This window comes from Stenotrophomonas sp. NLF4-10, from assembly GCF_022359915.1.
Taxonomy (GTDB): domain Bacteria; phylum Pseudomonadota; class Gammaproteobacteria; order Xanthomonadales; family Xanthomonadaceae; genus Stenotrophomonas; species Stenotrophomonas daejeonensis.
On sequence record NZ_JAKSEE010000003.1, the window covers coordinates 2,805,848 to 2,824,040 of the forward strand.

The following is an 18,193-nucleotide window of genomic DNA, read 5'->3' on the forward strand; positions in this document are numbered from 1 at the left end:
GCCGGCTTCCCTTCCCTCAGCGCGCCCGTCGCAGGCGCAGCCGCCATGCCCGAAGTCGCCACCGAAGCCGCGCGCCGCCGCACCTTCGCCATTATTTCCCACCCCGACGCGGGCAAGACCACGCTGACCGAAAAGCTGCTGCTGTTCGGCGGCGCGATCCAGATGGCCGGCTCGGTCAAGGGCCGCAAGGCCGCGCGCCACGCCACCTCGGACTGGATGGCGCTGGAAAAGGAGCGCGGCATCTCGGTCACTTCGTCGGTGATGCAGTTCCCCTACGAGGGCAAGATCGTCAACCTGCTCGACACCCCCGGCCACGCCGACTTCGGCGAGGACACCTACCGCGTGCTCACCGCGGTGGACAGCGCGCTCATGGTCATCGACGTCGCCAAGGGCGTCGAGGAGCGCACCATCAAGCTGATGGAGGTGTGCCGGCTGCGCACCACGCCGATCATGACCTTCATCAACAAGCTCGACCGCGAGGGCAAGGACCCGATCGAGCTGCTGGACGAGGTCGAGACCGTGCTCGGCATCCAGTGCGCGCCGGTGACCTGGCCGATCGGCATGGGCCAGCGCCTGAAGGGCGTGGTGCACCTGCTGACCGGCGAGGTGCACCTGTACGAACCGGGCCGCAACTTCACCCGCCAGGATTCGACCATCTTCCCGTCGCTGGATGCCCCCGGCCTGGCCGAAAAGATCGGCGAGAAGATGCTGGCCGACCTGCGCGAGGAACTGGAACTGGTGCAGGGTGCCAGCCACCCGTTCGACAAGGACGCCTACCTGCGCGGCGAGCAGACCCCGGTGTTCTTCGGTTCGGGCGTCAACAACTTCGGCGTGCAGCCGCTGCTGGACTTCTTCGTCGAACACGCGCCTGCGCCGCAAGCGCGCGCCACCACCGGCCGCGACGTCGCCCCGCAGGAAGAAAAGCTCACCGGCTTCGTGTTCAAGATCCAGGCCAACATGGACCCGCAGCACCGCGACCGCGTGGCGTTCATGCGCGTGTGCTCGGGCAGGTTCTCCGCCGGCATGAAGACCTTCCACGTGCGCACCGGCAAGGAAATGAAGCTGGCCAACGCGCTGACCTTCATGGCCTCCGACCGCGAGATCGCCGCCGAGGCCTGGCCGGGCGACGTCATCGGCATCCACAACCACGGCACCATCTCCATCGGCGACACCTTCACCGAAGGCGAGCAGGTGACCTTCACCGGCATCCCCAACTTCGCCCCGGAACTGTTCCGCCGCGCGCGCCTGAAGGACCCGCTCAAGCTCAAGCAGTTGCAGAAGGGCCTGGCGCAGCTGTCCGAGGAGGGCGCCACCCAGTTCTTCCGCCCGATCATGAGCAACGACCTGATCCTCGGCGCGGTCGGCGTGCTGCAGTTCGACGTGGCCGCCTACCGGCTGAAGGACGAATACGGCGTGGAGGCGGTGTTCGAGCCTGTCGGCGTGGTCACCGCACGCTGGGTCAGCTGCGGCAACGAGAAGAAGCTGGAAGAGTTCCGCGAGAAGAACGCCAACAACCTCGCCGTCGATGCCGCCGGCCATCTGGTCTATCTGGCCCCGACCCGGGTCAACCTGCAACTGGCGCAGGAACGCGCGCCGGACGTGCGCTTCGCCGCCACCCGCGAGGCCGCGCACAGCATCTCGGTCGAGTGACCCCGTAGGAGCGCACCATCCGGAATCAGCCCCAAGCGCACGGATGCGCCGCATGCTGCGTTGCGGTAACGTGCCCGCCATGCCTCCTTCCAGCCTGCAACAGCGCGTCGCCGACATCCGCGAGGAAATCGCCAGCGCCCTCACCCACGGCCTCGGTGCGGTCACTGCACTGGGCGCCGGCGCAGTGCTGATAACGCTGGCCGCGATCTACGGCGACGGCTGGCAGCTGGCCAGCGCCATCGTCTTCGGCGTCGCCCTGCTGCTGCTCTACACCGCCTCCACCCTGTACCACGCCATCCAGCACCCGGTCGCCAAGGGCCGGCTGAAGATCTTCGACCACTGCGCGATCTACATCCTGATCGCCGGCACCTACACACCCTTCACCCTGATCGGCCTGCGCGGCCCGTGGGGCTGGGGGCTGTTCGCCGCGATCTGGACGCTGGCCGTGGCCGGGGTGGTGTTCAAGCTGTTCTACACCGGCCGCTTCAAGCGCCTTTCGACGCTGATCTACATCGCGATGGGCTGGCTGGTGATCGTGGCGATCAAGCCGATGTGGCGCGAACTGGATGGCTTCACCCTCGGCTGGCTGTTCACCGGCGGCGTGTTCTACACGCTGGGCACGTATTTCTACCACCGCGAATCGGTGCGCTATTCGCACGCCATCTGGCACCTGTTCGTCATCGCCGGCAGCGTCTGCCACTTCGTCTCGGTGACGGCGCAGATCCTCTAGCGAACGCTCCATCGCCGCCGTTTCATGCATGGCGGCAACGGAACCTGCACGCGGCACGAATGAACGCTTCGCGCCGCGTCCACGGTGCAGCGGCAATCATGGCCGCATGAATACTCCGGCCGCTCCCTCCGCGCCGCGTGTGTCGCGCCGGCGCCATCGCCCCGGCAAGCGCTGGCTGGTGGCTGCCGCCGTGCTGCTCGCGGCCCTCCTCGTGCTGCTGGCACTGTGGGACTGGAACTGGTTCAAGGGCCCGGTGGAACGCATGGTGCAGGCACGCACCGGACGCGCCCTGCACATCGGCAACCTCGACGTCGATCTCGGCCGCACCAGCACCCTCCGCGCCGATCGCATCACTTTCGCCAATGCCGGCTGGGCGAAGCGACCGGACATGGCCCGCGCCGACCGGGTGGAGATCGACCTGCGCCTGTGGCCACTGCTGCGCGGCAGCGTGCAGTTGCCGGAGATACGCCTTGTCCGCCCCGACATACTGCTGCAGGCCGCCCCGCAACCGGGGGAACCGGGCAACTGGAATTTCCCCGGCGGCGGTGGCGGCCAGCCGCTGCAGCTCAAGCGCCTGCGCGTCGACGACGGCAAGCTGCAGTTCCTCGACGAGGCCGGCCGCACCGACGTCCGGCTCGACGTCCGCAGCGGCAAGGCGAAGCAGCCCGGCGCCGCGCCGCCCCTGCTGCTGGAAGGCGAGGGCCGCTGGCGCGGTGCCTCCTTCACCGTGCGCGGCGGCACCGAGTCGCCGCTGCAGCTGGCCGACAGCGGACACCCCTTCCGCCTCCACCTCGACGGCCATGCCGGCGCCACCCACGCCGTGGCCAGCGGCACGTTGACCAACCCGTTCCAGCTGCAGGTGTTCGACCTGGAGTTCCGCCTCAGCGGGCAGGATCTGGAGGACCTGTATCCGCTGATCGGCATCGCGATCCCTTCCTCGCCCCCCTACCGGCTCGACGGCCGGCTCAAGCGCGACCATGAAGTCTGGCGCTACGAAGGCTTCAGCGGGCAGGTGGGCGACAGCGACCTGGCCGGCGACGTGCGCATCGACGTGGCCGGCGAACGCCCGCGCCTGACCGCCAATCTGGTGTCGCGCCGGCTGGATTTCGACGACCTTGCCGGCTTCGTCGGCGCCCAGCCCGGTACCGGCGGCGGCGAAACCGCCAATCCCGAACAGAAGGCCAGGGCCACCGCGCAGGCGGCCAGGCCCACGGTCCTGCCCGACACGCCGTACGACCTCGGCAAGCTGCGGGCGATGGATGCCGACGTGCGCTGGAAGGCCCACCGCATCAATTCACCGTCGCTGCCGCTGGACGACATGGACGCGCACCTGCTGCTCGACGACGGCCTGTTGCGGCTGGAGCCGCTGGACTTCGGCGTGGCCGGCGGCGACATCCGCAGCACCATCCGCATGGACGCGCGCCGGCCACGCATCGCCACTGCGCTCGACGCCAGCGTGCGCGGCGTGCAGCTCGGCCAGTTGTTTCCCGATGCGAAACTGGCCGAACAGGCCTCCGGCGGCATCGGCGGGCAGGTACGGCTGTCGGGCACCGGCAACTCCATCGCCGCCATGCTCGGCGGCAGCAACGGCAACGTGGCCCTCGGCATGGGCCGCGGCCACGTCGGCAACCTGCTGATGGAACTGGCCGGGCTGGACGTGGCCGAATCGTTGAAGTTCCTGTTCACCGGCGACAAGCAGATCCCGCTGCGCTGCACCTTCGCCGATTTCGGCGTGCGCGACGGCCTGATGCAGGCGCAGTCGCTGGCTTTCGACACCACCGACACGCTGGTGGTGGGCGAAGGCAGCGTCAGCCTCAAGCGCGAGGAGCTGGACCTGCTGCTGCGGCCACGGCCCAAGGACAAGAGCATCCTCGCCCTGCGCTCGCCGCTGCGCATCGGCGGCACTTTCAAGGATCCCTCGTTCCGTCCCGACTTCAAGGCACTGGGCCTGCGCGGCGCGGTCGCCCTGACCCTGGGCAGCATCGCCCCGCCGGCGGCACTGCTGGCCACCATCGAAACCGGCCCCGGCAAGGATGCGGACTGCGGCGGCCACTACGCGAAATAGCGCCGCCGCGGCGAAGCGACCGGCTCAGCCGCCGGTGATGTATTGCTGCAGTTGCCCCAGTTCCTGGCGCTGCTCCTCGATCACCGCCTTGACCAGATCGCCGATCGAGATCACGCCGACCACGCCGCCCTCCTCGACCACCGGCAGGTGGCGGATGCGGCGGTCGGTCACCAGTTGCAGGCAGTGCTCCACCGTGGCCGAAGGCGCCACCGTGACCACTTCGGCGGTCATGATTTCCGCCACCGGCGTGTCGCGCGAGGAGCGCTCGCGCAGCACGATCTTGCGCGCGTAATCGCGCTCGGACAGGATGCCGGCCAGCCGCGCCCCTTCCATCACCAGCACCGCGCCGATGCCCTTCTCGGCCATCAGCCGGATCGCGTCGATCACCGCGGCCTGCGGCGTCACCGCATGGATCTCAGGCGTCTTGTTCCCGAGCAACTGTCGAACGGTCTGCATGGCGTTCTCCCGTGTTGGTCGATGGAACCGATACTGCCACGTCCGCCGGCCGCCAGGTGTCAACCAGGTACAGCGGCCGCTGCTTGGCCTCCATGTAGAGGCGGCCGAGGTATTCGCCGATCAGGCCCAGCGCGATCAGCTGCACGCCGCCGAGGAACAGGATCACCGCCATCATCGTCGGCCAACCCGCCACGCGGTCGCCGTACAGCGCCGCCTTGCCCACCACCCAGGCACCGAAACCGAATGCCGAGGCGGCGGTGAACAGGCCCAGGTAGGTCGCCACCCGCAACGGCGCGGTGGAAAAACTGGTGATGCCTTCCAGCGCGAAATTCCACAGTTTCCAGAAACCGAACTTGCTGCGCCCGGCCATGCGCGGCGCGCGCCGGTAGGGCAAGGCGACGCGGCGGAAACCGACCCAGCCGAACAGCCCCTTCATGAAGCGCTGGCGCTCGCGCAACTGCCGCAGCGCGGCCAGCGCACGCGGCGAGAGCAGGCGGAAATCACCGGTGTCGGCCGGGATCGGCGTTTTCGACAGGCGCCCGATCACCCGGTAGAACGCCGCCGCGGTGGCACGCTTCAGCCAGCCCTCGCCATCGCGCGCCAGGCGCGTGCCATACACGTCGTCGTACCCCTGCCGCCACAACGCGACGAACTGCGGGATCAGTTCCGGCGGGTCCTGGCCGTCGGCGTCGAGGATCAGCACCGCGCCGTCGTCGACGAAATCCAGCCCGGCGCTGAGCGCGGCCTCCTTGCCGAAGTTGCGCGACAGGCGCAGCGCCGCCACCTGCGGATCGTCGGCCGCCAGTCGTTGCATCAATGCCCAGGTGCCATCGCCGCTGCCATCGTCCACGTACAGCACGCGGCCGTCGATGTCGGGCATGCGCTCCAGTTCGGCACGGATGCGCGGGTGCAGCAACGGCAGGGTGTCCTGCTCGTTGCAGGCGGCGACGACGATGGTCAGGCGTTCACGGGAAGTCATGCATCGATTCTACGGAGGAGCGCGCCTTGGCGCGCGACGGGGCATTGCCGGGAACACCCTGTCGCGGCAGGTCGGGGTTACATCCCCGACGCCTTGCACAATCGCGTCGGGGATGTAACCCCGACCTACTCGACATACCCCGGCCCGCCCAGCTGCCGCGCCTGCCGCTGTATCCAGTCCGCGCGGCGCTGCACGAAGGGACCGGGCCGGGTCGCGCTGTAACGCCGCGGCGACGGCAGCACCGCGGCCAGCCGCGCGCTCTCGCCCGCGCTCAAACGCGCCGCATCCTTGTGCCAGAAACGCTGCGCCGCCGCCTGCACGCCATAGACGCCATCACCGAACTCGGCCACGTTGGCGTATATCTCCAATATCCGCTGCTTCGGCCACAACGCCTCGATCAGCACCGTGTACCAGGCTTCCAACCCCTTGCGCAGCCAACTGCGGCCCTGCCACAGGAACAGGTTCTTGGCGACCTGCTGGCTGATGGTGCTGCCGCCGCGCAGGCGCTTGCCCTTGGCGTTGTGGTCCAGCGCCTTTTCGATCGCATCCAGGTCGAAGCCGTTGTGCAACGGAAAGCGCTGGTCCTCGGCCGCCACCAGCGAAATCGGCACGCTGGCGGCCATCGCATCGAGGTCGCGCCACTGGTAATGGATGCGGTACGCCCAGTCGCCCTGCCCCCAGGCTTCCAGCTGGCGCAGTGCCATCACGCTGGAAAACGGCGGATCGACGACGCGCAGCACCCCCACCTGCACGATGCTGAACACCAGCAACGCGCAGGGAATCCGCCACAACCAGCGCCACCAGCGACGGCGTGGCCGCCCCCCGTCCGCCTTGCGCTCGTCCTGCTCCGCCCCCATTGTCTGCCTGCCCCGAATCCCGACGTCCGGCACATTATCCGGCACCGGCGTCCCCTCACGCGCAGATTCCCATGACCGAAACGTCCGACCTCCTTGTCCGCTTCCTGCTGCCCGAAGCCGGCGTGCGTGGCGCCCACGTGCGCCTTTCCGGCAGCTGGCGCGAAATCCTGTCGCACGGCGACTACCGCCCGGCCGCCGCCCGCCTGCTCGGCGAAGCCTGCGTCGCCTCGGCGCTGTTCACCGGCCACATCAAGATCGACGGGCGCTTGTCGGTGCAGCTGCGCAGCAACTCCGCGCTGCGCACCCTGTTCGCCGAGTGCACTTCCGCCGGCACCCTGCGCGGCATCGCCCAGCTCGAAGACGGCGAGGATGCCCCCGGCGACCTTGCCCAGTTGGGCGACGACGCGCTGCTGGCCATCACCATCGAGAACCCCGGTCTGGATCCCCGCGAGCCCCAGCGCTACCAGAGTTTGGTGGCATTGCAGGGCAATGGCCTGGACGAGGCATTCGAGAACTATTTCCGGCATTCCGAACAGCTGCCGACGCGCCTGCTGCTGGCCGCCGACGGCCAGCACGCCGCCGGCCTGCTGCTGCAGAAGCTGCCCGGCGACGAGGGCGACGGCGACGGCTGGGTCCGCGCCGGGGCGCTGTTCGACACGCTGGCGCACGACGAACTGCTGGCCACCGACGGCCCCGCCCTGCTGCATCGCCTGTTCCATCAGGAGCATCCGCAACTGGTGGGCGAAAAGCCCCTGCGCTTCGGCTGCTCCTGCTCGCGCGAGCGCGTGGCCGGCATGTTGCAGTCGCTGGGCGAGGAAGAAGCCCGCGCTGCCGCCGAGCCCACCGGGCAGGTGGAGGTACGCTGCGAATTCTGCGGGCAGGAATATCGCTTCCCTCTGGCCGAATTCGGCGTATTGTTCAGCATGGGGCCTGCATCCCAACCCGCGCCCGAGCGGCTGCAGTGACATGGGATGCCGGCAAGTTGCCCCTTGGATCGGGGCATCTTGTTAAAAAAACATGAACAATTTAGGATTCATTGCCTCACGAACCGGGAACTTCCCGGGGGTCCACTGGTCATATCGAGTCCATGAACGCCTTCCTGCGCCTGCCGCTAGCCTTGCTGATCGCCCTCGGGGCGACGGCCGGCGTGCATGCGCAGAACAAGCCGCAAACCGGTTCCGACGGCACCGTCCTGCCGGTCTGGAACAAGGGCAGCGGCAAGGTTGAAGCGCTGCTCTATCTCGAACCCACCGGCGAGCAGGCGGCCGGCGCCCGCTGGCATTTCGGCCGCAACTCGCTTGACGCCGCCTTTGGCCTTTCCTCCGGCGACTCGCTCGGCCTGCTGTGCAACAGCAGCCGCGGCGGCAGCATCAGCGGACTGGCCAGCCACTGCATGCTCGCCAGCCTCGGCGACGACGATGACGACAACGGCCGCCACCTCTCGGCGACCACCGCGTTCAATCGTCCCGGCGGCCGCTTCGGCCTGAGCGCCGGCACCGGCCGCGACACCCTGCCGGCTTGGCTGTCCGGCACCGCGAAAGCACCGGCCGCGCGCATGGAGCAGAACGACCTGACCGTCTTCGGCCAGAAGAACATCGGCCGCGAAGGCTTCGTCTCCATCGGCGGCACCTACGCCAAGGCCCGCCTGATCCCGCTCAGCGACGCCTCGCCGGCCATCGTCGACCAGTGGGACAGCAAGAGCCTGAACCTGGGCGGCGGCTACGGCGCCTTCAGCGCCAACATCATCGGCCGCGTCATCGACTCCCCCAACCAACCCGGCAAGTGGGAAGGCCTGGGCCTCGGCCTGACCTGGCGCACCCCGTGGAGCGGCCAGCTCACCGTGGGCGCCGAAAACGTCATCACCCGCGGCAAGAACCCCTTCTCGCCCCGCAGCGAGAACAACGACGACGGCGCGATCCCGTACGTGCGTTACGAGCAGGATCTTTGATCCCCGCTGCTCCCTTTGCCCGAGCAGAAGCGACGGGATTCAAGCCAAGGCCAGCCACCCCCATCCCCAAGGGTAACGATCTTTCGTCGTGCGCTGGCCAGCACATGGCGTTGACCACTTCACATTGAGGAGGCTCGCTACAGCGATGTAGCTCGCCCCTCAGCCAGCACACGCGCCCACCGGGTACTCCATGCGCCTGACTGCCCGTCGCCATTCCCTGTCCTCACTTGTCCCTGTCCTCACTTGGTAAGGGTGGTCGTTCGCTCTACCCGCAGTTGATCAATGCCGAGTATGCCCCGAGCTACCGTCATCACTGCAAATGCATGGCGTGGATGCCTGCCCCATTCCGGACCTCGGCCAGCTTGAAATCGAACAGCAATGACAGGGCCATTTCATTCGCGCAAAGTCTTGTTGCAAGCCCCATTCCGTACCCATGCTCACTTGCTTGGCAGAACCCCAATCTTGCTGCAGATGCAGCATGAACTTTGCGGAATTTCACCAAACCCACGCCATCTCTTAACAAAGCTTTAATTTCAGAAGAGACGGAAGTACTATCGGGTCAGCCTCGCGGATTTGGTATCGCATCTTTTCGGTACCACCGGCGAAGGCGCTTCCACTTGTAACTACCAAGATCACTTGGAGAGAGAGCCCATGAATTGCAAGTCCAACAAGCTGCGTGATGCAGTGGTGCTGGCCCTGGTCGCAAGCGCCGGCACCACTGGTGCAGCCTTTGCCCAGGACAACAGCGGCGCCACCACCCTTGACCGCATCGAGGTCACCGGTTCGCGCATTCGTTCCGTCGACGTCGAAACGTCGCAGCCGATCCTCGTCCTGAAGCGCGAAGACATCCAGAAGCAGGGCGTCACCTCCGTCGCCGATGTACTGACCCGCATCTCCGCCAATGGTGCCGGCAGCAACACGACCTTCAACAACGGTGGCGATGGCTCGGCCACCGTCAGCCTGCGCAATCTGGGTGCGGCCCGCACGCTGGTATTGGTCAATGGCCGCCGTTGGGTGTCCGGCCTCACCGGCTCGGTCGACCTGAACACGATCCCGGCCGCAGTGATCGAGCGCATCGAGATCCTGAAGGATGGCGCTTCGTCCATCTACGGTTCGGATGCTGTCGCTGGCGTGGTGAACATCATCACCCGCACCGACTTCGAGGGCGCCGAAGTCAACGCCTATGTCGGTCAATACGGTCAGGGTGACGGCCAGCGCACGTCATTCGACGCCACCGTCGGCGTCAGCGGTGAGCGCGGCAATCTGGTCCTCGGCCTGTCCCGTGTCAAGGAAGATGCCGTCATGGCCGGTGCCCGTGCCATCTCCGCCGTTCCTTACTACGGCTATGGCTCTTCCACCTTCAGCTCCTACTCGGCTTCCGGTCGCATGTGCTCGCAGCCGACTGCGTCCGGCTGTGCGGTTGGCTGGGGCGTATTGCCGAATTCAGCCCAGGGAAGCGGCAATGCCAACGATCCCTACTACGGCCTGAACCAGTACGTTCCGTACACGACCGACGAGTATGGCTACAACTATGCCAAGGACAACTACCTGATCACCCCGCAGAAGCGCAGCTCGCTGTATGCGCAGGGTGCCTATGACCTGACCGACAACGTCCGCTTCAAGGTTGACGCCCTCTTCAACGAGCGCCGTTCCGCGCAGCAGTTGGCTGGCTATCCGCTGGCCCACATCAGCACCGGCATCATGATGAGTGGTGAGAGCTACTACAACCCGTACAACACGCTTTACGGCGGTGATGGCCGGGAAGTGGGCTGGAGCCATCGCTTGACCGAAATGGCCCGCCTGTACGAACAGAACGACAAGACCCAGCATGTCTATGCCGGCCTTGAAGGCGTGTTCGAACTGTCCGATCGCCAGTTCAGCTGGGATGCCGGCTATTCGTTCAACAAGACCGACCAGACCGAAACCCAGTTTGGCGATGCGAACCTGATCACCCTGGCCAATTCTCTCGGCCCGTCTGCCCTGGTCAACGGCGTAGTTCGCTGCGTGGATGGCTCGGGCGACGTGATCGACGGCTGCGTCCCCTTCAACCCGTTGTCTCCGGCTGGCGCGATTCCCAAGGAGCAGCTGGACTACATCCTGTTCACCGCGCACAACACCTACCAGTACCGCAACGAAAGCGTGACCGCGAACATTTCCGGTGACGTGGTCGAACTGCCGGCAGGCTGGATGGGCTTCGCTGCTGGTTACGAGCACCGCAAGGAAAGCGGCTTCTCGTCCCCGGACGCGCTGATCGCCAGCGGCAATACTTCGGGTAATGCATTCACCCCGACCAATGGCGGCTACTCGCTCGACGACTACTATCTGGAACTGCTGGTTCCGCTGTTGAAGGACCTGCCGGGCGCCAACCTGCTGGAACTGAGCGTCGCAGGCCGTTTCTCCGATTACAGCACCTTCGGCACGACCACCAATTCCAAGTTCGGCCTGAAGTGGAAGCCGGTGGAAGACCTGCTGGTTCGCGCCAGCTATGCAACCGGGTTCCGCGCACCGTCGATCAACAACCTGTACCTGGGAGCTTCCGACGACTTCGCCAACTACTCCGACCCGTGCTCCAGCAACGACGTGAACTACGCAAACGTTGCTGCCGCATGTCAGGCTGCCGGCGTCCCCGCCAACTTCGTCGCTTCGTACAACAGCGCAACCGGTAACTCGGGCCAGACCATCTTCCCGTTCACCCGCACGGCCAACGCCGATCTTCAGCCGGAAACCGCGAAGAACTACACGCTGGGCTTCGTTTACAGCCCATCCTACGTGCAGGGGTTGGACATCTCGCTGGACTGGTGGAAGATCGAGCTGAAGGACTCCATCAGCTCGCCCAGTGCCAACTACATCCTCGAGCAGTGCTATGAGAAGGGTGTGACCGCGTACTGTGACCTGTTCACCCGCGAAGCCAGTGGCCTGATTACCCAGATGACCCTGCAGCCGATGAACTTCGGCCAAGAGCGCCTGGAAGGTTATGACTTCTCGGTCAAGTACCGCATGCCCGAAACCAGCATCGGCCAGTTCAACTTCTCGTTGGATTCGACCTATGTCTCGGTACGTGAGAACAAGGTGGACGCGGATACTCCATGGGAATCCAACAATGGCATCTACTGGGAGTTCGATCCCAATTGGCGTGTTCGCGGTTCCGCCACCATCGATTGGAGCTTTGGTGACTTCTCCGCCAGCTGGACTGCCCGTTACTACTCCAGCCTGAAGGACTACCAGTGGGGAGATGATGGCCAGGGCAACTACAACCATGTTGATTCCACGGTCTTCAACGATCTGCAGATCGCCTACAACCTGCCGTGGAACGCCACCATCCGTGTCGGTGCCAACAACGTGCTGGACAGGGACCCGCCGGTCATCATGGGCGCTTTTGCCAACTCGTTCGATCCGCAATACATGATCCCGGGGCGCTACAGCTACCTGCAGTACACCCAGCGTTTCTGATCGTTTGATTCCTGCAAATGGAAAGCGGCCCTGAATGTTCAGGGCCGCTTTTTTATTCCAGATCGCCTGCAATCAAAGGATTCCAAGTGCTCTGGCGTGTGACATGAAAGGTTCCATGTCCTCCTGATATGACCGCCAACGCGCTACCGAACGCGTGTGCACCGCCTCACGGACCTGCCATCGGCTGGGCGTCTGTACGACGGACTGGCCTGCATGGAACCGCAAGCATCCTTCCTGCCATTCCAAATCAATAAAATCGATCAGACGCCGCGCCTGTTCTTCTGGCTTGGCAACCATTTCCTCATAGGACAACTCGAGCATGGGCACCCGCAGCACTTTTTTCCACAGGGCCATCAGCCTGGATTCCGCTGATTGATAATGTGCAATTCCATCCCAGCATGTGGAAAACGGAGCATCCAGAGAGAAATTCTCCGCATAAATCGACAACGCGACATCCCGTGGATCACGCCGACACCAAATCACCCTGAGATCGGGGAAGAGTTTTGCAGCCAAGCCCAGGAAGAAGAAATTCAAAGGAGCTTTGTCGACGATGCGAATTGCCTCCGGGTCCGCGCGGGCACGCGCTGAACGCAGATACTCCCTCGCCATGAGTGCGCATTGCGTAACGGACAGATCGTGGCTCGCCTCTGGCCACTCCTTTCCTCCTGCATCCAGTCGATTTGCCAGCAGCGTCAGATCGAGCAATTCACCGGCGCCATGCGCCTGTGTATGCGCGTGAATGATCTGTTCGACCAAAGTGGTTCCACTGCGCGGCATCCCCACGATCAGCACCATTCCAGAAGGGGGGCAGCCCTCTTCGTTCATCGTGCCTGCATGATCCGGAAATGCGGCTTCCGTTCGCTCCAACAGGCCCAATAGTCGCTCGGTATCGAATGCGCCTATCTGGCGTTGACGCGCGGCATTGGCCATCTTCCATGCCGACATGGCAGCGGCCGGATGCCCCAATGCATCCTCATGCTTGCCCACCGCATACCCGAGGACAGCACGATCAGCATTGCTCAGGCCTTGATCGGCCAGCGCCTCATATGCTTTGGCAAGTATTCCCTCACTCGACACCTTCCGAGTCAGGTCAAGCAGCCCTGCGATCGGCAATGCCCAGCCTGGTCGGAGCTCCAAGGCTCTCCGATAAGCCTCCACGCACGCTTGGGCATCTCCCACATATTCCAGAGATTGCCCCAGAGCCATCCACAGATCCGGCGCGTCCGGCAGCTTCTTCAATGCCTGACGATAATGGACGACGGCATCATCGTGTCGGAAAAGGCGTCCCAGCACCACTCCGAGCTTCAGTTGTGCGTCAACCTGGAATGGATTGAGTTGCGCCCACTGCTGCACGACTTGTACGCCGTCATCGGGCAAACCATGATCCAGCTCCAGATCCACCAATTTTTCGAGGATTTTCCTGTCCCCTCGGCACAGCTCATATGCACGGCGCAAGGATGCGAGCGCCTGCAACCAAAGTCCTCGCGCTGCCTGCACATGGGCACATAGCCACCAGCCATCGACGTGGGTGTCGTCAATATTGACTGCACGTTGGAACAATTCTTGAGCCAGTTCAAGATTACCCAACGCGTGCGCAAGACGCGCCAAGCCGCACAGAAATGCGGGATCGGGATGAGCGAATTCCACAGCAAGCTGCAGATGATTCAGTGAGCCAGCGGCATCCCCGGCCTTCAGTCGATGTATTGCCAGCAGCTCCTGCACATGAGGATCATGCGGCTGTTGGGTCTCCAGCATCCGCAGCAAATCAGCAGCTGCTCTTCCATGTCCCTGAGCAATCGCTTGGCGAGCGCGCTCCAACAAGACGTTCGATTCCATGACATCTCTTCGCTTCAATCGGCAACGTCAAATCGGGATCAACGTCTCGATCACATGCTCGACATAGGCCTCGAATTCCTCGCGGGCCTGCTTGGGCTGCTGCAGCTGCAACGACAGCTGCAGGAAGCCGACATAGGCCGCATAGGCCAGGCGCGCGCGGTGGCGGGCATCGGTGGAGCTGAGGCCGGCCTGGCGGAACGAGGCCATCAGGTATTCCAGGCGGCGCTGCGAGACGCGGTCGATCACCGGGCGCACCAGCGGGTTGTCCAGCGCCTTGAGCAGTTCGCTGTAGATGATGTGCGGCGTCACTTCGTGGGCGACCAGCTGGAACAGCGCGCGCAGGCGGGTCCGGGGGTCCGGTACTTCTTCCAGACTGCCGAACACCTGTTGCTGCTCGACCAGTTCCCAGCGTTCCAATGCCGCCTGCAGCAATGCGTCGCGCGAGGGGAAATGCCAGTAGAAGCTGCCCTTGGTGACCCCCAGGCGGCGGGCCAGCGGTTCCACCGCCACCGCGCCGACGCCCTGTTCGGCGATCAGGTCGAGGGCTGCCTGGGCCCAGTCGTCCGCACTGAGGCGGCTGTTGCGCGTACCGCGGGATTCCGCCGGCGAAACTGGAGACTCGTTCATGTGCCGATTTAACCATACGCCGGGGACTGGTTGCAGTATGTGCAGGCCACGGATCGTGATGGACCCGTGCCCGTACCCCGGTGAAGCCCAACGCCAACGGGGCCTCCACTCCATACCCAGCAGTATTGACAGGGTATATGGCATATCCATACCATCGAGTACGGTTACTCGCATTGGTCGCGCATGCACATGCAGGACATCCCACTGGAAGGTGCCCACGGCATCGCTCTGGCCGCCAGCCGAATCCCCGGCGACAAGCCGCCGGTCCTGTTCGCACATGGCTTCGGCCAGACGCGCGGTGCGTGGACGGCAACGATGGCCGCGCTCTCGGCAGCAGGCCACGCAACGCTGGCCTATGACGCGCGCGGCCACGGCGGTTCGGACTGGAACGCGGCGGAACTGCCCTACCACGGCGACCAGTTCACCGATGACCTGATCGTGGTGGCCGGCGAACTGCCGCGCCCGCCGGTGCTGGTGGGCGCGTCGATGGGCGGGCTGTTCGGGCTGATGGCCGAGGCACGCTGGCCCGGCCTGTTCGCGGCAATGGTGCTGGTGGACATCACCCCGCGCTGGGAGACCCGCGGCGTGGAGCGCATCCTTGCCTTCATGAGCGCGCACCCGGAGGGCTTCGAATCGCTGGAAGCGGCCGCCGACAGCATCGCCGCCTACCTGCCGCACCGCCCGCGCAAGAGCGGCGACGGCCTGCGCACCCTGCTGCGCCCCACCGCCGAGGGCCGCTGGAACTGGCATTGGGACCCGCGGCTGGTCGCCGAACTGGCGCGCGACAGCGAGCAGCACCAGAGCGCCATCGCCGAAGCGGCGCGCCGCGTGCAATGCCCGCTGCTGCTGGTCAGCGGTGGCCGCAGCGATCTGGTCACGCCGCAGACCGTGGAAGAATTCCTGTCACTGGCGCCGCACGCGCAACACGTGCATCTGCCCGACGCCACGCATATGGTGGCCGGTGACGACAACGACGCATTCACCACCGCCGTATTGAACTATCTGGACGCCCTGCCCCCGGCACCTGCCGCCGCGGCGTCCGCCCGAACCGAGCACGTTACCGGAGCACGTCCATGAACATCGTCCTACCCTTCCTGGCCCTGCTGCTCGCAGGCGCCTTCGTCGCCTACCACCGCATGCGGCTGGTCGTCTGGACCGCGATCAGCGCGGTGCTGCTGGCCGCCTGCTGGTTCGGCGGCATCAACCAGACCGCGGTGATCGTCGCGGCCGCGATCGCCGCCTTCGTCAGCGCGCTGGTGCTGCTGCCGTTCCTGCGCAAGCCGCTGATCACCTCGCCGTTCATCGGCGTGTTCCGCAAGGTGCTGCCGCCGCTGTCCAAGACCGAACGCATCGCGCTGGAAACCGGCTCGGTCGGGTTCGAGGGCGAACTGTTCACCGGCGACCCGGACTGGAACATCCTGCTCAACCATCCCAAGCCGCAGCTCACCGACGAGGAACAGGCCTTCCTCGACGGCCCGGTCGAAGAACTGTGCAGGATGGTCAACGACTGGGAAATCACCCACGTCCACGCCGACCTGCCGCCGGAGCTGTGGGCCTTCATCAAGAAGAACAGGTTCTTCGGCATGATCATCCCGAAGGAATACGGCGGCCTGGGGTTCAGTGCGCTGGCGCACCACAAGGTGATCCAGAAGCTGGCGTCCATCTCCAGCGTGGTCAGCTCCACCGTCGGCGTGCCGAACTCGCTCGGCCCGGGTGAACTGCTCAACCACTACGGCACCAAGGAACAGAAGGACTATTACCTGCCGCGCCTGGCCGAGGGCATCGAGGTACCGTGCTTCGGCCTGACCGGCCCGTTCGCCGGCTCCGACGCCACCTCCATCCCCGACTTCGGCATCGTCTGCAAGGGCACGTGGAACGGCGAGGAAGTGCTGGGCCTGAAGCTGACCTTCGACAAGCGCTACATCACGCTGGCGCCGGTGGCCACGCTGATCGGCCTGGCGTTCCGCATGTACGACCCGGACGGCCTGCTCGGCGACACCAGGGACATCGGCATCACCCTGGCGCTGCTGCCGCGCGACACCGCCGGTGTCGAGGTCGGCCGCCGCCACTTCCCGCTGAACTCGCCGTTCCAGAACGGCCCGGTGCGCGGCAAGGACGTGTTCATCCCGCTGAGCCAGATCATCGGCGGCCCGGAAAAACGTGGCCTGGGCTGGAACATGCTCAACGAGTGCCTCGCCGTGGGCCGTTCGATCACCCTGCCCTCCACCGCCTCGGGCGGCGCCAAGGCCGGCGCGGTCATCACCGGCGCCTATGCGCGCATCCGCAAGCAGTTCGGCCTGTCGGTCGGCCGCTTCGAGGGCGTGGAGGAAGCGCTGGCCCGTATCGGCGGCAAGGCCTACAAGATCAGCGCGCTGTCGCAGGCCACGGCCGCTGCGGTGGACCGCGGCGACGTGCCGTCGGTGCCGTCGGCGATCGCCAAGTACCACTGCACCAACATGAGCCGCGAGTGCATCGGCGACATGATGGACGTGATCGGCGGCAAGGGCATCATCCTCGGCCCGCGCAACTTCGCCGGCCGCAGCTGGCAGGCCGCACCAATCGCGATCACGGTCGAAGGCGCGAACATCATGACCCGCAGCCTGCTGATCTTCGGCCAGGGCGCGATCCTGTGCCATCCGTGGGTGCTGAAGGAAATGAAGGCAGCGCAGGACGAGGACCGCAAGGCCGGCCTGCGCGAGTTCGACAAGGCGCTGTTCGGCCACGTCCGCTACGGCATCTCCAACGCGGTGCGTTCGTTCTGGTTCGGCCTGACCGGCGCGCGCTTCGGCTCGGCGCCGGGCGACGCCTATACCCGCCGCTATTTCCGCAAGCTCGACCGCTATTCGGCCAACCTGGCGCTGATGGCCGACATCTCGATGATGACGCTGGGCGGCAAGCTGAAGTTCAAGGAATCGCTGTCCGGCCGCCTCGGCGACGTGCTCAGCCACATCTACATGACCAGCGCGATGCTCAAGCGCTACCACGACGAAGGCGCGCCGAGCGCCGAGCAGCCGCTGCTGGCATGGGCGTTCCACGACAGCGTGCACCGCATCGAGGAGTCGCTGTCGGCCGCGTTGCGCAACTTCCCGATCCGCCCGATCGGCTGGTTGATGTGGGCGCTGATCTTCCCGTTCGGTCGCCGCGCCGAGGCCCCGGGCGACCGCCTGAGCCGCCGCGTCGCCGCGCTGCTGATGTCGCCGAACGAAGCCCGCGACAGCCTCGCCCGTGGCGTGTTCCTGACCCCGTGCGAGAACAACCCCGGCGGCCGCATCAACAGCTACCTGAGCAAGGCGGTGATGGCCGAGCCGGTGGAGCGCAAGTTCCTCAAGGCACTCAAGACCAAGGGCATCGAGGCGCTGACCTTCGCCACGCAACTGGACGAGGCGGTGGCCGAAGGCGTCATCACCCAGGACGAGCGCACTCTGCTGGAAGAGCTGCGCGCGATCACCCTGGACACGATCACCGTGGACGACTTCGAGCCGCACGAACTGCGTGCGGCCTCGTACTACGACCGCGAGGGCCAGCGCCCCGCGCAGGTTGCCTGAGCACCGGCAGCCATCGGCAAAACCGGAAACGGCGGGCACTGCCCGCCGTT

General features: G+C 65.5%; 14 protein-coding genes. 8 read left to right on the plus strand and 6 right to left on the minus strand.

Annotated features, from left to right (window positions below):
- The first annotated feature begins 45 nt into the window (after positions 1-45).
- The 3 genes from MIC98_RS13245 (at position 46) to MIC98_RS13255 (ending at position 4,445) form a co-directional block, all read left to right on the plus strand.
- Positions 46-1,650, plus strand: a complete 1,605-nt coding sequence (locus MIC98_RS13245; protein WP_239737442.1) for a peptide chain release factor 3 — start codon at positions 46-48, stop codon at positions 1,648-1,650.
- A 79-nt stretch (positions 1,651-1,729) separates the two neighbouring features.
- The gene (locus tag MIC98_RS13250; protein WP_239737443.1) at positions 1,730-2,380 is read left to right on the plus strand and encodes a hemolysin III family protein; all 651 of its coding nucleotides are present in this window, start codon (positions 1,730-1,732) and stop codon (positions 2,378-2,380) included.
- A 106-nt stretch (positions 2,381-2,486) separates the two neighbouring features.
- Positions 2,487-4,445 (plus strand): AsmA family protein, encoded by a 1,959-nt coding sequence (locus tag MIC98_RS13255; RefSeq protein ID WP_239737444.1) that lies wholly within the window; start codon positions 2,487-2,489, stop codon positions 4,443-4,445.
- Positions 4,446-4,469: 24 nt separating this feature from the next.
- On the opposite strand, the gene MIC98_RS13260 is transcribed toward MIC98_RS13255, so the two are convergent.
- The 3 genes from MIC98_RS13260 to mtgA form a co-directional block, all read right to left on the minus strand.
- Positions 4,470-4,901: a CBS domain-containing protein gene (locus MIC98_RS13260; RefSeq protein ID WP_239737445.1), complete on the minus strand. Its 432-nt coding sequence runs from the start codon at positions 4,899-4,901 to the stop codon at positions 4,470-4,472.
- Positions 4,861-5,880 (minus strand): glycosyltransferase family 2 protein, encoded by a 1,020-nt coding sequence (locus tag MIC98_RS13265; protein ID WP_239737446.1) that lies wholly within the window; start codon positions 5,878-5,880, stop codon positions 4,861-4,863. The genes MIC98_RS13260 and MIC98_RS13265 overlap by 41 nt, the downstream gene beginning before the upstream one ends.
- A 125-nt stretch (positions 5,881-6,005) precedes the next feature.
- Positions 6,006-6,737 (minus strand): monofunctional biosynthetic peptidoglycan transglycosylase, encoded by a 732-nt coding sequence (mtgA, locus tag MIC98_RS13270; protein ID WP_239737447.1) that lies wholly within the window; start codon positions 6,735-6,737, stop codon positions 6,006-6,008.
- Between the two features lie 71 nt (positions 6,738-6,808).
- Here mtgA and MIC98_RS13275 point away from each other — a divergent pair, with 71 nt between their 5' ends.
- Positions 6,809-7,702: an Hsp33 family molecular chaperone HslO gene (locus MIC98_RS13275; RefSeq protein WP_239737448.1), complete on the plus strand. Its 894-nt coding sequence runs from the start codon at positions 6,809-6,811 to the stop codon at positions 7,700-7,702.
- 122 nt (positions 7,703-7,824) lie between these two features.
- Complete coding sequence (locus MIC98_RS13280; RefSeq protein WP_239737449.1) at positions 7,825-8,685, plus strand: hypothetical protein; 861 nt, start codon at positions 7,825-7,827, stop codon at positions 8,683-8,685.
- A gap of 310 nt (positions 8,686-8,995) precedes the next feature.
- Here MIC98_RS13280 and MIC98_RS13285 read toward each other — a convergent pair whose 3' ends face one another.
- Complete coding sequence (locus MIC98_RS13285; RefSeq protein ID WP_239737450.1) at positions 8,996-9,184, minus strand: hypothetical protein; 189 nt, start codon at positions 9,182-9,184, stop codon at positions 8,996-8,998.
- 152 nt (positions 9,185-9,336) lie between these two features.
- Here MIC98_RS13285 and MIC98_RS13290 point away from each other — a divergent pair, with 152 nt between their 5' ends.
- Positions 9,337-12,135, plus strand: a complete 2,799-nt coding sequence (locus MIC98_RS13290; RefSeq protein ID WP_239737451.1) for a TonB-dependent receptor — start codon at positions 9,337-9,339, stop codon at positions 12,133-12,135.
- Between the two features lie 72 nt (positions 12,136-12,207).
- On the opposite strand, the gene MIC98_RS13295 is transcribed toward MIC98_RS13290, so the two are convergent.
- Both MIC98_RS13295 and MIC98_RS13300 read right to left on the minus strand, forming a co-directional pair.
- Positions 12,208-13,971 carry a tetratricopeptide repeat-containing sulfotransferase family protein gene (locus MIC98_RS13295; protein WP_239737452.1) on the minus strand — a complete coding sequence of 588 codons (1,764 nt, stop codon included), beginning with the start codon at positions 13,969-13,971 and terminating at the stop codon, positions 12,208-12,210.
- A 27-nt stretch (positions 13,972-13,998) separates the two neighbouring features.
- The gene (locus MIC98_RS13300) at positions 13,999-14,598 is read right to left on the minus strand and encodes a TetR/AcrR family transcriptional regulator (RefSeq protein ID WP_239737453.1); all 600 of its coding nucleotides are present in this window, start codon (positions 14,596-14,598) and stop codon (positions 13,999-14,001) included.
- Between the two features lie 189 nt (positions 14,599-14,787).
- Between MIC98_RS13300 and MIC98_RS13305 the strand changes: the two genes are divergently transcribed.
- Positions 14,788-15,675 carry an alpha/beta hydrolase gene (locus tag MIC98_RS13305; protein WP_239737454.1) on the plus strand — a complete coding sequence of 296 codons (888 nt, stop codon included), beginning with the start codon at positions 14,788-14,790 and terminating at the stop codon, positions 15,673-15,675.
- Positions 15,672-18,143 carry an acyl-CoA dehydrogenase gene (locus MIC98_RS13310; RefSeq protein ID WP_239737455.1) on the plus strand — a complete coding sequence of 824 codons (2,472 nt, stop codon included), beginning with the start codon at positions 15,672-15,674 and terminating at the stop codon, positions 18,141-18,143. Before MIC98_RS13305 ends, MIC98_RS13310 begins: the two co-directional genes overlap by 4 nt.
- The last annotated feature ends 50 nt before the right edge of the window (positions 18,144-18,193 follow it).